General features: G+C 37.3%; 18 protein-coding genes. 4 read left to right on the top strand and 14 right to left on the bottom strand.

Annotation, left to right across the window (positions count from 1 at the left end):
• Window positions 1-14: 14 nt before the first annotated feature.
• The 4 genes from DPV95_RS09750 to rplM form a co-directional block, all read right to left on the bottom strand.
• The gene (locus tag DPV95_RS09750) at window positions 15-461 is read right to left on the bottom strand and encodes a ClpXP protease specificity-enhancing factor (RefSeq protein ID WP_049366607.1); all 447 of its coding nucleotides are present in this window, start codon (window positions 459-461) and stop codon (window positions 15-17) included.
• A complete protein-coding gene (sspA, locus tag DPV95_RS09745) occupies window positions 461-1099 on the bottom strand; it encodes a stringent starvation protein SspA (RefSeq protein WP_005696172.1) in 639 nt (212 codons plus the stop codon). The genes DPV95_RS09750 and sspA overlap by 1 nt, the downstream gene beginning before the upstream one ends.
• Window positions 1100-1329: 230 nt before the next feature.
• The gene (gene rpsI / locus DPV95_RS09740) at window positions 1330-1722 is read right to left on the bottom strand and encodes a 30S ribosomal protein S9 (RefSeq protein WP_005696173.1); all 393 of its coding nucleotides are present in this window, start codon (window positions 1720-1722) and stop codon (window positions 1330-1332) included.
• A 16-nt stretch (window positions 1723-1738) separates the two neighbouring features.
• Entirely contained in the window at window positions 1739-2167 is a 429-nt protein-coding gene (rplM, locus tag DPV95_RS09735) for a 50S ribosomal protein L13 (RefSeq protein WP_005628896.1), read from the bottom strand.
• Between the two features lie 328 nt (window positions 2168-2495).
• Between rplM and metF the strand changes: the two genes are divergently transcribed.
• Window positions 2496-3386 (top strand): methylenetetrahydrofolate reductase, encoded by an 891-nt coding sequence (gene metF / locus DPV95_RS09730; RefSeq protein WP_049365449.1) that lies wholly within the window; start codon window positions 2496-2498, stop codon window positions 3384-3386.
• A 42-nt stretch (window positions 3387-3428) separates the two neighbouring features.
• Here metF and DPV95_RS09725 read toward each other — a convergent pair whose 3' ends face one another.
• The 4 genes from DPV95_RS09725 to pheS all read right to left on the bottom strand — a co-directional run bounded on the left by DPV95_RS09725 (window position 3429) and on the right by pheS (window position 7733).
• Window positions 3429-3914 (bottom strand): C40 family peptidase, encoded by a 486-nt coding sequence (locus DPV95_RS09725; protein WP_005696176.1) that lies wholly within the window; start codon window positions 3912-3914, stop codon window positions 3429-3431.
• A gap of 47 nt (window positions 3915-3961) precedes the next feature.
• On the bottom strand, window positions 3962-4261 hold the full coding sequence (locus DPV95_RS09720; RefSeq protein WP_005697518.1) for an integration host factor subunit alpha: 300 nt from the start codon (window positions 4259-4261) through the stop codon (window positions 3962-3964).
• A gap of 13 nt (window positions 4262-4274) precedes the next feature.
• A complete protein-coding gene (gene pheT, locus DPV95_RS09715) occupies window positions 4275-6665 on the bottom strand; it encodes a phenylalanine--tRNA ligase subunit beta (protein WP_111407012.1) in 2391 nt (796 codons plus the stop codon).
• A gap of 78 nt (window positions 6666-6743) precedes the next feature.
• Window positions 6744-7733 (bottom strand): phenylalanine--tRNA ligase subunit alpha, encoded by a 990-nt coding sequence (pheS, locus tag DPV95_RS09710; RefSeq protein WP_111407011.1) that lies wholly within the window; start codon window positions 7731-7733, stop codon window positions 6744-6746.
• Between the two features lie 200 nt (window positions 7734-7933).
• On the opposite strand from pheS, the gene DPV95_RS09705 reads away from it, so the two are divergent.
• The gene (locus DPV95_RS09705; RefSeq protein WP_111407010.1) at window positions 7934-8797 is read left to right on the top strand and encodes a fructosamine kinase family protein; all 864 of its coding nucleotides are present in this window, start codon (window positions 7934-7936) and stop codon (window positions 8795-8797) included.
• A gap of 62 nt (window positions 8798-8859) precedes the next feature.
• Here DPV95_RS09705 and DPV95_RS09700 read toward each other — a convergent pair whose 3' ends face one another.
• Both DPV95_RS09700 and sohB read right to left on the bottom strand, forming a co-directional pair.
• Window positions 8860-9717 carry an OmpA family protein gene (locus DPV95_RS09700; RefSeq protein WP_014065433.1) on the bottom strand — a complete coding sequence of 286 codons (858 nt, stop codon included), beginning with the start codon at window positions 9715-9717 and terminating at the stop codon, window positions 8860-8862.
• A 214-nt stretch (window positions 9718-9931) separates the two neighbouring features.
• Window positions 9932-10987, bottom strand: coding sequence for a protease SohB (gene sohB, locus DPV95_RS09695; protein ID WP_111407009.1), 1056 nt, complete (start codon window positions 10985-10987; stop codon window positions 9932-9934).
• A gap of 140 nt (window positions 10988-11127) precedes the next feature.
• Here sohB and asnS point away from each other — a divergent pair, with 140 nt between their 5' ends.
• Window positions 11128-12531 (top strand): asparagine--tRNA ligase, encoded by a 1404-nt coding sequence (gene asnS, locus DPV95_RS09690; protein ID WP_111407008.1) that lies wholly within the window; start codon window positions 11128-11130, stop codon window positions 12529-12531.
• A 127-nt stretch (window positions 12532-12658) separates the two neighbouring features.
• Complete coding sequence (gene can / locus DPV95_RS09685) at window positions 12659-13351, top strand: carbonate dehydratase (protein WP_049366615.1); 693 nt, start codon at window positions 12659-12661, stop codon at window positions 13349-13351.
• A gap of 56 nt (window positions 13352-13407) precedes the next feature.
• Here the strand turns inward: can and bioD are convergent, their stop codons facing one another.
• From bioD to DPV95_RS09665, 4 genes are all read right to left on the bottom strand, one after another.
• Window positions 13408-14142: a dethiobiotin synthase gene (bioD, locus tag DPV95_RS09680; RefSeq protein WP_070852786.1), complete on the bottom strand. Its 735-nt coding sequence runs from the start codon at window positions 14140-14142 to the stop codon at window positions 13408-13410.
• 102 nt (window positions 14143-14244) lie between these two features.
• Window positions 14245-14511, bottom strand: coding sequence for a YcgL domain-containing protein (locus DPV95_RS09675; RefSeq protein ID WP_111407007.1), 267 nt, complete (start codon window positions 14509-14511; stop codon window positions 14245-14247).
• Between the two features lie 70 nt (window positions 14512-14581).
• Window positions 14582-15127, bottom strand: a complete 546-nt coding sequence (locus tag DPV95_RS09670) for a histone (protein ID WP_049366618.1) — start codon at window positions 15125-15127, stop codon at window positions 14582-14584.
• A gap of 300 nt (window positions 15128-15427) precedes the next feature.
• On the bottom strand, window positions 15428-16177 hold a 750-nt coding region (locus DPV95_RS09665; protein ID WP_111407006.1), incomplete at its 5' end, for a hypothetical protein.

Genomic DNA, 16177 nt, shown 5'->3' with positions numbered 1-16177 from the left:
TTGTTTTTCTTTCATTAATCTACAATTCGTAAATGAGATGCTGATTTCTGTGGTTTCTTTTCAGCTTTAGGTTTATCTACCGCTTCTGCAAAGCTTAATGGCTGTTCTGATGTTGGCTCACGATTTAATTCATCGTAAATTTCTTCTGGCTCAAACATCACGCCATCACCATTTTCACGTGCATAAATGGCTAAAGCAGCGCCCATCGGAATATATAACTCACGAGCCACACCTTTGAAACGTGCATTAAACTGAATAAAGTCATTTGTTAATTGCAAATTCCCAGTCGCCCCCGCAGAAAGATTTAAGACGATTTGCCCATCTTTCACGTATTCCACAGGCACATTAGTACCATAATAATTCGCATCCACCACTAAATATGGGGTGAAATCATTATCCACTAGCCAATCATAATAGGCTCTTAGTAAATAAGGGCGTTTTGGAGAAGGTGTATGAGTCATTATTTATCATCCATTAAATTTTTAGGTGCTGCTTCACCCACTGATTGTAAGAATGAATCACGGCTAAATACACGATCCATATAGCCTTTGATTGCTTTGCTTCCTGTACCGCTAAATTCAACGCCCATATTACGTAGTTTCCATAATAATGGTGCAACATAGCAATCAACCAAGCCAAACTCTTCGCTCATAAAATAAGGAGTTTGTTGGAAGATAACCGATACCGCTAACAATTCTTCTTTTAACTGTTTTAATGCTTCTTCACGTTCAACTTCCGTGCCTTTTTCAGCAATTTCTAATGTTGGGTACCAATCTTGTTCGATACGTAACATTAAAAGACGGCTTTTCGCACGAGAAACTGGATAAACTGGCATAAGTGGAGGATGTGGAAAACGCTCATCAAGATATTCCATAATGATGCGTGAGCTGAATAACACTAAATCACGATCCACCAAGGTTGGTAATGTGCCGTAAGGATTTAATTCCATTAAATCTTCTGATAATGCTTGCAGATCAACTTCTTCGTTTTCGTAAGCAACACCTTTTTCAGCTAAAACAATTTTTACCTGATGGCAGTAAATGTCATTTTTATTTGAAAAAAGAGTCATTACTGAACGTTTACTTGATGCATTGGACATTTATTCCTCCGAAGATCCAAACTAACTTATATACTTCTACTAAAAATGGGCGATTATTTTAACATAACCGACAGGTAAATTGCTAATAATTTCTTATTTTTCCTTTAAAATCAATTAATTATAAGCAATCAATGAAAAATCAAAGAACGGGAATTTTTAATTAATTTGTTTTTTACAGACATAAAAAAAGCAGAGATTGCTCTCTGCTTTCTTGAAACGATAATAAAAAATTAACGTTTGGAGTATTGTGGACGACGACGTGCTTTGTGTAAACCAACTTTTTTACGTTCAACGCGACGTGCGTCACGAGTAACGAAGCCAGCTGCACGAAGAGCAGGACGTAAAGTCTCATCATATTCCATTAATGCACGAGTGATACCGTGACGGATTGCACCCGCTTGACCAGAAATACCACCACCTTTAACAGTGATGTATAGGTCTAATTTATCAGTTAATTCCACTAATTCTAACGGTTGACGTACGATCATACGAGCTGTTTCGCGACCGAAATATACGTCTAATTCACGTTGGTTGATAGTGATTTTACCACTGCCCGGTTTGATAAATACACGAGCTGAAGAGCTTTTGCGGCGACCAGTGCCGTAGTTTTGATTCTCTGCCATTTCCTAAACCTCGTGATTAAATGTCTAATACTTGTGGTTGTTGTGCTGCGTGTTGGTGTTCTGCACCTGCATACACTTTTAATTTACGGAACATTGCACGGCCTAATGGACCTTTTGGCAACATACCTTTAACCGCAATTTCAATCACCGCTTCAGGACGGCGAGCGATCATTTCTTTGAAAGTCGCTTGTTTGATACCACCTACATAGCCAGTGTGCCAGTAGTAAAGTTTATCTGTTTCTTTACGACCAGTTACTGCCACTTTGTCTGCGTTGATAACGATGATGTAATCACCAGTATCTACGTGTGGAGTGTACTCAGCCTTGTGTTTACCACGAAGACGGCGTGCTAATTCAGTAGCTAAACGACCTAAAGTTTTACCTGTCGCATCTACCACATACCAGTCACGTTTTACTGTTTCCGGTTTTGCTACAAAAGTTTTCATTAATTAATTACCAAAATATAAGTTTGATACCCAGTGTTCCATATTGTTTGAAACACAACCATTAATCTTAATCTCCACCCCTTCGAGTGTGATCTCGATAAAATAATGCACGGTGGGAATCCGTGCATTTACAGGGTCGGCGTATTATACCTATTTTTAGAAAAAATGCTAACTTTTTGTGCAAATAAATTGATTTTCTTTTAAAATACAACGCGTCATAAATAATCATTAATTTCATTCATCATTTTGATGAAATCATTGAAATTGACGCATATTAGTTCTTGTCTTATGATAAGTGCATTCTAATGAAAACGTAAAAAGGTATGCTATGAGCTACGCAAACGAAATTAACACATTAAATCAACATCTTGCTGATACGAACAAAAAAATTAATGTCTCCTTTGAATTCTTTCCGCCTAAAAATGAAAAAATGGAAAGCATGCTTTGGGATTCCATTCATCGCTTAAAAGTATTAAATCCTAAATTTGTTTCCGTCACCTATGGCGCAAACTCTGGCGAACGTGATCGTACACATAGCATCGTGAAAGCTATTAAAGCAGAAACTGGCATAGAAGCTGCACCACATTTAACGGGTATTGATGCCACACCTGAAGAATTAAAAGAAATTGCAAAAGATTATTGGGATAGCGGTATTCGTCGCATTGTGGCTTTACGCGGCGATGAGCCCAAAGGCTATGCGAAAAAACCTTTCTATGCAGCTGATTTAGTTGAACTACTCCGCTCCGTAGCTGATTTTGATATCTCAGTTGCAGCATATCCTGAGGTTCACCCTGAAGCAAAATCAGCACAAGCAGATTTAATCAATTTGAAACGTAAAATTGATGCAGGCGCTAATCATGTCATTACTCAATTCTTCTTTGATATTGACAGTTATCTTCGCTTCCGTGACCGCTGTGCATCCATTGGTATTGAGGCTGAAATTGTTCCGGGTATTCTACCTGTAACTAACTTCAAACAACTTCAAAAAATGGCATCATTTACGAATGTAAAAATTCCAGCATGGTTGGCTAAGGCGTATGAAGGATTAGATGATGATCCTACTACTCGTAATCTCGTCGCGGCGAGTGTGGCAATGGATATGGTAAAAATCCTTTCTCGTGAAGGCGTAAATGACTTCCACTTCTACACGTTAAATCGTAGCGAACTCACTTATGCGATTTGCCATACATTAGGCATTCGCCCTACAGCAAATCCATAAAAGAAAAGTGCGGTTAAAATTAACCGCACTTTTTTATTTCCACTATACTCGTCTAACTTGCCAAAAAGCTTTTTTCCAATAAGGACTGTTCATCGAAGAATAAATCACACCGCCTTTGGTTGACGCGTGTAAAAATTTATCTTCTTTCACATAAATCCCAACATGATAGCCATTTGGTCCTCGTCCGGTTTTAAAGAAAATTAAATCGCCTGTTTGTATATCTTCTTTACGAACAAGTTTTCCGTAACCCGCTTGATCTTTCGTAGTTCTAGGAAGATTGATATTAAAACGATCAATAAAGGTTTTTTGCACAAAACCAGAACAATCAATACCACCACGAGACTGCCCACCTAACACATAAGGTGTACCCGCCCATTCATATTGTTGTTCACTTAACATGGCAATGGCTATAATCGGATCTCCAATCTGACCTTTATAGTTCATGGCATATTCTTCACGAACACCGCTTGAACAAGCAAAAAGCAAAAAACTTCCTGCGACTAAAAAAGCACATTTAATCTTATTCATGTTCAATCCTGACAAAAGTGCGGTCAAAAACGACCGCACTTTTATTACTATTGTTTTGGCTTGGTATTTTCCACGCGAGCACGTAATTTTTGACCTGGCTTGAACGCCACTACACGGCGTGCAGAAACTGGAATACTTTCACCTGTTTTTGGATTACGCCCTGGACGTGAAGCTTTATTACGAAGTTCAAAATTACCAAAACCGGATAATTTCACTTCACCACCAGATTCTAACGATAAACGAATTTCCTCAAAAAAGTCTTCCACTAATGCTTTAGCTTCCGCTTTTTGTAATTGATACTTATCTAATAAGTATTCAGTAATATCAATTTTTGTAATCGTTGCCATGTTAGTCTCCTGTTTAGTCTCTAAGCTCCGCATTAAAGCGTTGTTTAACTTCGTTTAATACAGCAGAGATTACCGCATTAATCTCATCATCTTCAAGCGTTTTTTCATTATCTTGAATGGTTAAACTGATTGCTAAGCTCTTATGTCCGCTAGCAACGCCAATGCCTTGATATACGTCGAATAAATTGACTTGTGTTAATTTTTCTCCGCCGGCTTGTTTACATGCATCAATAATGTCTCCTGCAGGGACATTATCTGCAACAACTAAAGCTAAGTCACGACGGTTCGCAGGGAATTTTGAAATCTCTTTGGCTTGAACCACACGACGATTTGCAATGGCATCCCATAAAATTTCAAAAACAACCGCTTTGCCATTTAATCCTAGTTTTTGAGCAATAAGTGGATGAATAGTTCCAATAAAACCAATTTCTTTTCCATCTAATTCAATTGCAGCAGATTGACCTGGGTGCAAGGCACTGTATGCTTTTGCCACGAATTTAACTCGATTACCCACTTCGGTAAGAGAAAGAATACTTTCTAAATCACCTTTAAGATCAAAGAAATCAACCGTTTCTGCTTTACCTGTCCAACATTCTGATTTTGCTGTACCGGTAATCACACCGGCAAGAACAAACTCTTGGCGCACACCAAATTCTGCATTGGCATCAGGAATAAAACGTAATCCTGTTTCAAATAAACGCACGCGGTTTTGTTGACGATTTTGATTGTATAGCACTGCACCGAGTAATCCACTTAATAATGAAACGCGCATTGCTGACATTTCAACTGAAATTGGGTTTGGCAATACAAGCGCTTCAATTTCTGGATGAAGTAAAGTCTGTACTTTTGGATCAACGAAGCTATAAGTAATCGCTTCTTGATAATCTGCATCAACAAGAGCAGTTTTAATTCGGCTTAAATCTAAATCTGACTCTTTATGTTCACGCATACGAAGATGTGCTAATGGTGCATTATTTGGAATGCTGTTATAGCCATAAATACGTGCTACTTCTTCAATGAGATCTTCTTCGATTTCAATATCAAAACGCCAGCTTGCTGAGGTCACGGTCCAAACATCATTAGCATATTTCACGGCAAAACCTAAACGCTCAAAAATCTCGGTCACGGTTTCAGTTTCAATATGATGACCTAATAAGCTATCTAATTTTTCACGACGTAAAGTGACTTCATTGACTTTTGGCAAATATTGCTCGCTCACCACCTCGCAAATTTCACCTGCTTCGCCACCACAAATGTCAAGTAACAATGCTGTTGCTCTTTCCATTGCGTGACGTTGTAGCGTAAAATCAACACCACGTTCAAAGCGATGCGAAGAATCGGTGTGTAAACCATATTGTCTTGCACGTCCCGCAATCGCTAATGGAGCAAAGAATGCTGCTTCTAAAATTACATCTCTTGTTGTTTCAGCATCAACACCACTTGCTTGACCACCAAAGATACCCGCCATTGCTAATGGACCAGTTTGATCTGCAATAACTAAAGTATTCGGCTGTAATTTTGCCGTTGTGCCATCTAATAAAACAAGTTCTTCGCCGTTATTGGCTAAACGTACTTGAACAGGTTGAGACACTTTTGATGCATCAAAAGCATGCATTGGTTGGCCTAATTCAAGCAAAACATAGTTAGTAATATCTACAATTGGGTCGATAGTACGAATACCACAACGACGTAATTTTTCTTGTAACCAAATTGGTGACTGCGCTTTAACATTCACATTTTTCACCACGCGCAATAAATAACGCGGACATGCTTCTGGCGCATTTAATTCAATTTGAACTTTATCTGAAATCGTTGCAGGTACAGCATCAAAGTGCGGTTGATTAACAACTTGTTTATTAACCACGCCAACTTCACGCGCAACACCTGCAATGCTTAAACAATCTGCACGGTTTGGCGTTAAACTAATTTCAATGGCTCTATCATCTAAATCTAAATATTCACGTAGATTTGTGCCTACTGGTGCATCTAACGGTAATTCAATAATACCATCTGCATCCACATCAATGCCTAATTCAGAGAATGAGCAAAGCATCCCTTCTGAAGGTTGTCCACGTAATTTAGTCTTCTTAATTTTAAAATCACCAGGTAATACAGCGCCTTCAGTTGCACATGCTACTTTTAAACCTTGACGGCAATTTGGTGCACCACAAACGATATCTAATAAACGGTCGCCACCAACATTTACTTTAGTGACACGTAATTTGTCTGCATCAGGGTGTTGCGCACATTCAACAACTTCACCCACAACAACACCTGTAAAGTCGCCAGCTACTTTTTCAACACCATCAACTTCTAAACCAAGCATAGTGATTTGATCACATAACTGCTCTGTTGAAATTGATGGATTAACCCATTCTCTCACCCAATTTTCACTAAATTTCATTATCTCTGTATCCTTTATTATTGATGAACGTGTTACGTTCTAAATTAATCATTATCGTCAATTTAACCCAGTGGTTAATTACTTAAATTGTTTTAAAAAACGTAAGTCGTTTTCAAAGAATGAGCGTAAATCTGTGACGTTGTAGCGTAACATGGTTAAACGCTCAACCCCCATGCCGACAGCGAAGCCAGAATATTCATTTGGATCAATACCTACGTTACGTAACACATTAGGATGCACCATACCACAACCTAATACTTCTAACCATTTGCCGTTTTTACCCATTACATCGACTTCTGCAGAAGGTTCAGTAAATGGGAAATAGGAAGGACGGAAACGAACTTGTAAATCTTCTTCAAAAAATGCACGTAAGAAATCGTGTAATAAGCCTTTTAACTCGGTGAAATTTGCTTTTTTATCTATATAAAGCAATTCAATTTGATGGAACATTGGTGTGTGTGTTTGATCGTAGTCATTACGATACACACGACCTGGCGCCATAATACGAATAGGCGGCTGCATTTTTTCCATGGTACGAATTTGCACACCAGAGGTTTGTGTACGAAGTAATAATTCTGGATTAAACCAGAATGTATCGTGATCAGCACGTGCGGGGTGATGTTTAGGGATATTTAATGCATCAAAATTGTAATAATCACTTTCGATTTCGGGACCGGTTTCCACAGAAAAACCTAACTCTGAAAAGAATTTTGTCACGCGATTGATGGTAATGGTCACTGGGTGTAAACCACCTGTTTCTGTTTTACGACCTGGAAGGCTCACATCAATACGTTCTTTCTCTAATTTCGCATTGAGTTCAGCTTGTTCCCACTCTGCTTTTTTAGCATTCAAAAAATCTAATGCTGCTTGTTTGGCTTCATTGATTTTAGCGCCCATTGCTGGACGCTCTTCTGCAGCAACATTACGCAATTCTTGCATAAGTTGGGTGAAATGCCCTTTTTTACCAAAATATTCCACACGAATTTCATCTAATGTGGTTAAGCTTTTATTTTCGATTTGTTCAATCGCCGATTTTGCTTTCTCAACAAGATCTTTCAGATGTTGCATAGTTTCCCCTGATTATCTTTTCTAACTAAAAATACGCTTAATGATAATACTAACTCATTAAAAAATCACGCGTTTATTAGTGAATTGATGTTTCAGATGAAAAATGACAAAGATTTTTGCTATTTTTTGAGATATATCACAGTAATTTTTAACATTTTAGATAGAATGAAGAAGAATCGAGCATGTCTAGGAGGCGTATTATGTGGAAATCAATTTCTCAAGTCTTAGCTGATCAATTTGGTGCTTACTATAACATCAAAGAAAAAAACAAAGTTCCTGGTAGCGAAGTGAATGAAACTTGGCTTATTACGGATGGAATCCAACCTGTCTTTGTTAAAGTGAATGAACGGTCTTATCGTTCAATGTTTCGTGCTGAGGCTGATCAGTTAAACCTACTAGGCAAAACCAATACAATCAGACTTCCACAAGTTTATGGCGTAGGCTGTTCTCAAAATCATAGTTTCTTATTATTAGAGGCGCTTCCTATTACTCAGCAAACCAATGCTACGCCACATTTTGCTGAAGAATTAGCTAAACTCCATCAAGTATCTGGCACTAAAAACTATGGATTAGATTTTGATACTTGGCTTGGCCCTGAGTATCAACCGAATAAATGGAATGGAAGTTGGGCAAAATTTTTTGCAGAACAACGTATTGGATGGCAATTACAACTTTGCAAAGATAAAGGTTTAGACTTTGGTGACATTGATTTAATTATTGAAAAGGTAAAACACAAACTTTCAAAACATAATCCCAAACCTTCTTTGTTACATGGTAACTTATGGATTGAGAATACGGCTATCGTAGGTAATCAAACCTTTACTTATGATCCTGCTTGCTACTGGGGGGATAGAGAGTGTGATTTAGCATTCAGTGAACTATTCCAACCTTTCTCACCTGAATTCTATGAAATTTATGACCGCACTTTTTCGCTTGATAAAGAAGGTTTTGAAGAAAGAAAACACCTTTATCAGCTTTATTACCTGCTAAATTTCAGTCATCGTTTCAATGGAAGTTATATAAACTTAACCACTAAATTGATTGAAGAACTTTTACTTGAATAATTTCTTACATAAAATAAAAAAGAGCGTAATTTTTATTACGCTCTTTTGTCTTCTCTATCTAATTATTTTTGATAAAGAGGTGCTGGACCTTGAGTTCCACCGTTAGTTTGACCACCTTCTTGTAATTTTAATACAGAACCAGAAGCAGTGATTTCTACACGACGGTTTGGACGTAAACAGTCTTTCTCAGCTTTACTTGCGTGTTTGTAACCATTACAAGCTTTAACTTGTGGCACTTTACCGTAACCAACAGCTGTAATTTCAGATGTTACACCATCTTCAATTAAACGAGCTTTAACACGGTTTGCACGACGTTGAGAAAGATCCAAGTTGTAAGCATCAGAACCTAAACGGTCAGTGTAACCTGCAACTTTAACTTCTTTAGCACCAGTTTCTTTTAATTGTGCTGCAACGTTATCAACAACTTCTTTACCACGTGGAGTTAAAGTATCTTTATCGAAGTCGAACAAGAAGTCACCACTTAAAGTAAATGCTGAGTTTCCGTTACAACCGTTTGGATACCAGAAGAAGCTTTGAGCATTGTGGTTTTTATCAAATAATATTTTATATTGACAAATTTTGTGAACACCGTTCTCACGATAGTTGAACGCATAATCCCACTCTTCAACACCGTATAAACCTTCAGAGAAGTGTGGACGACCGATTAGGTTATATAATTGGTCTTTGTTCATACCACGTTCGATCATACGAACGTTGTCCCAGTTTGGCCATGAACCAAATTGGCTACCGTCATGGTTGAAACCAGCTTTATCAATCTTAGGCCATACGAGTTGTGGTACTTGTTGACCATCAACTTCTTTATATTCTGGAGTACCAGCTTCTGTAACTTTGCTTAAGTTACCACAAGCAGCAACTGTCGCTACTGCTACTGCAGATAATAAAATACGAGATAATTTCATTTCTTTACCTTTTTACTGTTAAGGTGCAATCCTTGCAAGAAGAACCAACACAACTAAACTTTATAAATTTTACAAATAAAACTATAAAAAGTTTCATTGCGTATGGTAGTCATAATTCTTTAACTTGTAAATAAAAAAACATTAAAAAATGATTTTTTATGGAACTTTTTTGTAAAGTTGTGTAAAGAGTTGTCAAATAAGTAAAAATTTTTTCTTATTGAATAAAATCTTGACCATTTTTTGTTAAATTTCGGTGGATAATTCCCTCAATACTCTCCTCTGCTTGTTTACCTATTTTTTGTAAAAGTGGCTTTTTCACTTTGTATTTCACTGAGATAACAGATTTATCTTTCATTTTTTCAAGAATAATATCATCACTGGTTGCTAACTCATCGACCAGCTGAAGCTCTAGAGCTTGCTGACCAAACCAATGTTCACCAGTTGCGACTTTATCCACATCTAAGTGCGGTCGATTTTGGGCCACAAATTGTTTAAATAATTGATGGGTTTCTTCAAGTTCAGCTTGGAATTTCTGTTTTCCTTTTTCGGTATTCTCACCTAACACTGTGACTGTACGTTTAAACTCCCCGGCTGTCATCACATCAACATCGACATCATGTTTTTTTAATAAACGATGAATATTAGGGATTTGTGCAACCACACCAATAGAACCGATAATCGCAAAAGGCGCAGAAACAATTTTATCTGCCACACAAGCCATCATATACCCACCACTTGCAGCGACCTTATCTACTGCAACCGTTAATTTAATCCCTTTTTGCTTTAAGCGAGCTAACTGTGATGCAGCCAAGCCATAACCATGAACAACACCACCTGGGCTTTCTAAACGTAATAAGACTTCATCATCGGCTTTTGCCACATTAATAATTGCCGAAATTTCCTCACGAAGTGCGGTTGTTTCTGATGCAGAAATATCACCCTTAAAATCGAGCACGTAAACACAAGGTTTAGGTGCTGCTTTCTCACCGTTTTTTAATTTTGCTTTTAAAGCCTTTGCTTCTTGTTTTTTGGCTTTCTTCTCTGTTTTTTCCGCTTGTTTAAGCTCTTCTTCTGAAAGTTGGAAATCGCGTAAATGCTTAACTGTTTCCTTAAATTCTTCAGAAAGATCTGTCACAACTAATTCACCATGATGTGCCGCATTACGTTGCTTTGCAGAAATAATCATTGCCACGATAGCTGCGATTACAAGTAAAATCGTTAAAATCTCTAAAATAAAAATGCCATAGCCGGTCAAAATATCAGACCACATAGTTTTTCTCCTAAATAAAGTGAAGGAATTATTTTACTGTGCAAGCCCGATTTACACTAACTTTTTATGGAAAATTTTGCGATTTAAGGTAAACTAACACGGTTTTATTGCCTAATTTATAATGAATTACAGAGGTTTATATGTCTAAAGTTGCATCTATTGTTGATGTGTTACAAGGTAAAATCGCTATAGGCGAAAAAGTTACCGTACGCGGCTGGGTTCGTACCCGTCGTGATTCTAAAGCTGGTCTTTCTTTCCTTGCAGTTTATGACGGCTCTTGCTTTGACCCTATTCAAGCAATTGTTAATAACGATATTGAAAATTATGAGAGTGAAGTCTTACGCTTAACAACGGGTTGTTCTGTTATCGTAACCGGTATCATTGTTGAGTCACCTGCTGAAGGTCAAACTGTTGAACTTCAAGCTGAAAAAGTAGAAGTGACAGGGTTTGTAGAAGATCCTGATACTTATCCAATGGCAGCAAAACGTCACTCAATTGAATACTTACGTGAAGTAGCTCACTTACGTCCTCGTACCAATATTATCGGTGCCGTGGCGCGTGTTCGTCACTGCTTAGCACAAGCTATTCATCGTTTCTTCCATGAACAAGGCTTCTATTGGGTTGCTACTCCATTAATTACGGCATCTGATACTGAAGGTGCGGGCGAAATGTTCCGTGTTTCAACACTTGATTTAGAAAATCTTCCTCGTGGTGAAGATGGTAAAGTCGATTTCAGCCAAGACTTCTTCGGGAAAGAATCATTTTTAACGGTTTCTGGCCAATTAAACGGTGAGACTTACGCGTGTGCATTAAGCAAAATCTATACTTTCGGTCCAACATTTCGTGCTGAAAATTCAAATACAACTCGTCACCTTGCAGAATTCTGGATGGTTGAACCTGAAGTTGCATTTGCAACACTTGCTGATAATGCGAAATTAGCAGAAGACATGTTGAAATACGTTTTCCGCGCCGTGCTTGCTGAACGTAAAGATGACTTGAAATTCTTTGAAAAACATGTAGATAAAGATGTTATTACTCGTTTAGAAAACTTTGTAAACTCTGATTTTGCTCAAATCGACTATACCGATGCGATCGACGTGTTATTAAAATCAGGTAAGAAATTCGAATTCCCTGTTTCTTGGGGGATCGATTTATCTTCTGAACATGAACGTTTCTTAGCAGAAGAATATTTCAAATCACCTGTTGTCGTGAAAAACTATCCGAAAGATATCAAAGCCTTCTATATGCGTTTAAATGACGATGGTAAAACCGTTGCGGCAATGGATGTTCTCGCCCCAGGAATTGGTGAAATCATCGGTGGTTCTCAACGTGAAGAACGTTTAGAAATTTTAGATAAACGTATGGAAGAAATGGGCTTAAACCCTGAAGATTACTGGTGGTATCGTGATCTTCGTAAATATGGTACTGTACCACATTCAGGCTTTGGTCTTGGTTTTGAACGCTTAATTGTTTATGTAACAGGCGTACAAAATATTCGCGATGTGATTCCATTCCCTCGCGCACCAAGAAATGCAAATTTCTAAATATATTGTTTAAATTGACCGCACTTTCTTTAAAGTGCGGTTATCATTTTAGGCGATAATTTTATCCCCTATTTCATTTATTGTGCTTAAAACAAGCTTTTAGCACATCGTATTGAGGAAAGTAAAAATGGACAAAATTAAACAACTCTTTGCTAATAACTACAGTTGGGCGCAAAGAATGAAGGAAGAAAATTCCACTTATTTTAAAGAACTTGCCGATCACCAAACACCTCATTACCTCTGGATTGGCTGCTCAGATAGCCGTGTTCCAGCTGAAAAATTAACAAATCTTGAACCAGGCGAGTTATTTGTACATCGTAATGTAGCCAATCAAGTTATTCATACAGATTTTAACTGCCTTTCAGTTGTGCAATATGCCGTTGATGTACTCAAAATTGAACATATTATTATTTGCGGCCACACCAATTGTGGTGGTATCAAAGCAGCGATGCAAGATCACGATCTTGGATTGATCAATAACTGGTTACTCCATATTCGTGATATTTGGTTTAAACACGGGCACCTATTAGGCAATCTTTCAGCCGAAAAACGCTCAGATATGCTCACTAAATTAAATGTTGCGGAACAAGTTTATAACCTAGGACGTACATCTATTGTAAAAAGTGCTTGGGAACGTGGACAAAAACTCTCCCTACATGGCTGGGTATATGATGTAAATGATGGATTCTTAGTAGATCAAGGTGTTATTGCAACCAGTCGGGAAACTCTTGAAATCTCTTACCGTAATGCGATTGCTCGCCTATCTAGCCTCGCGGAAGAAGATATCCTGAAAAAAGAACTTCCAGAAAACGAAGAATAAAAAAAAAGTGCGGTTAAATCTAATGAAATTTAACCGCACTTTTTATTTCAAACTTACTATTTAACTAACTCTGTTTGCATATACATCAAACGATCAATATTCGTTAAATAATGTCCTAACTCTTGGGATTCTGGCTTATGAATATAAGGGATTTTACCTAGCAAAGGCGCATCAATCTGAGCCTCTAAAATATCCACCACCTCTTTATAATGCCCTAAGCAAGGATTAATTCGATTTGCAATCCAGCCTAATAAAGGAACGCCAAGCTGTTTAATCACTTGAGCTGTCAGCAATGCGTGATTAATACAACCTTCTTTAATGCCGACAACCAACACAACGGGCATTTTATGTTCAACAACCCAATCAGCAAAACTCTTACCTTCTGCCATTGGTGTGAGTAAACCAAATGAACCTTCCACCACAACAGATTGATATTTTTGAACTAATGTTGTTAAGGCTTGGTTAATCTTACTTAATTTAATGCGTGATTTATCTCGAGTCAGCATTGGCAAGGAATGAGCAAAAGTATAGCTATTTACTTCTTGATAAGATACGGACTCATTCGTTGCATCCATTAAAGCTAACACGTCTGAATTATTTTCAGCATCATAATCTGTTTGGGATTCATTAGACTGATTTTCGACAGGATAAATCCCCTCTTCACAGCTACAAGCAATCGGCTTATAACCCACAATTCGCACGCCCTTTGCTTGTAATGCCTGAATAATAGCACGGCAGGCGGTGGTCTTGCCCACGTCGGTATCTGTACCTGCCACAAAGAAACTACTCATTTTCATTCTCCTTTTAAAAGTGCGGTGAATTTTAGATGAGTTTTTTGAAGAAAATATTGAGATAAAGCAAGATTTGAAGATTTTTACGAAAAAATAATAAGGTTATTTGATCTCACTCAAACTATTAAATAACCCATCATCCTGTTTTGGTATCTGAAGGTAAAATCCCTGCTGAGTAATTTTCTCCATAATCTCATCTTTATCTGCATGAACAAGCGACTTACTCCCCTTCAAATTGAAAGGCATAAGAAACTGAGGCTTGCCAAAACTCTGCATTAATATATCCGGTACAGCTGAAAAATCATCTCGTTTGGAAATATAAAGGTAGCAGCCTGGTTTACGTTTACTTTTATAAATTGCACATAACATTTCATATTGCTCCAAAAAGAAAAAACCTACCAGATAATCTCTGATAGGTTTTTATTTTACGAAAGTTTAATTATTTAGTCACAGCTTCTTTTACTTCAGCTGCTTTATTTGCTGCTGCATCTTTTGCTTCAGCCGCTTTATCAGCTGCCGCATCTTTTGTTTCTGAAGCTGAGTTTTTTACTGCTTCCATTTTAGAAGACATCGCATCTTTTGCTTCAGCCATTTTATTTGCTGCAGCATCTTTCATTTCAACTGCTTTATCTGCTGCTGCATCTTTTGCTTCAGAAGCTGCATTTTTTACTTCTTCCATTTTAGAAGACACTGCATCTTTTGCCTCAGCCATTTTATTTGCAGCAGCATCTTTCATTTCAGAAGCTTTATCAGCTACTGCTTCTTTTGTTTCAGCCATTTTATTTGCAGCTGAATCTTTTGCGTCAATTGCCGCATTTTTAACATCAGTTGCAACTTCTTTTGCTGCATCTTTAATTTGTGTTGCTGCATTTGCTGTTGCATCTTTTGCTGCTTCAACTTTTTGAGCTGTTTCTTGTTTATCGAAACAACCAGTTACGGCTAAAGATGCACCTAATACTAATACGGCTAATACTGATTTTTTCATTGTCATTCTCCATTTTATAATTAAGAATTAATCCAAAGCTATCTGCTTTGTGTGATCTAGTTTACGTAAAAAAAACTTAAAATAAAACATCTTCCAAAAAAATTTACATTTCTAAAGATATAGTTTTTTATAATACCTCTCTAAAACAACTATAACCCAATGAAATTAAAAGATTTGTAAAAAAGTTCATTATAAAAATTTTATTTTTTGTAAAGATAAAAAATCACTTTTTTGTGTTTTTTTTGAACAATCCCACTCAGTTAATTTGAATAATCCTTAACTATTGCTTTTACTTTTTAGTTACTTTTTTACGGCTGCAGATTGATCTTTTGTTTCAGAATCTACATTTTTTACTTCCTCTGCTTTAGAGCACACAGCATCTTTTGCTTCAGTCATTTTATTTTCCGCAACATGTTTAACATAGTTAGCTGCAGCAACCACAGCATCTTTAACTTGTACTGCCGCGCTTACTGTGGCATCTTTTGCAGCTTCAACTTTAGAAGACATTACATCTTTTGCCTCTGAAAGCGAATCTTTTACTTCAGCAACTTTATCTTCGACAGCTTCTTTTGCTTTTACAGCTTTATCTTCAGCCGCATCTTTCACTTCAGCAGCTTTATCTTCAGCCGCATCTTTCACTTCAGCAGCTTTATCTTCAGCTTCATCTTTTAACTCAGCCGCTTTATCAGCAGCTTCATCTTTTACTTCAAAAACTGCATTTTTTACTTCAGCAACTTTATCTACAACTGCATCTTTGAATTTAACTACTTTGTCTACAACTGTATCTTTTGCTTCTGAAGCCGCTTCTTTTGCTTCTACAGTTTTATCTTCAGCTGCATCTTTTAGCTCAGATGCTTTATCTGCAGCTTCATCTTTTGCTTCTGAAACTGCTTTTTTTACTTCTTTTGCTTTATCTTCAGTCGCATCTTTCACTTCAGCAGCTTTATCTTCAGCTTCATCTTTTAACTCAGCCGCTTTATCAGCAGCTTCATCTTTTACTTCAAAAACTGCATTTTTTACTTCAGCAACTTTATCTACAACTGCATCTTT

The sequence above is a fragment of the Haemophilus parainfluenzae genome (assembly GCF_003252755.1).
Taxonomy (GTDB): Bacteria; Pseudomonadota; Gammaproteobacteria; order Enterobacterales; family Pasteurellaceae; genus Haemophilus_D; species Haemophilus_D parainfluenzae_N.
The sequence above is the reverse complement of the archived record's forward strand: the minus strand, read 5'-3'. Positions and strand labels throughout refer to the sequence as shown.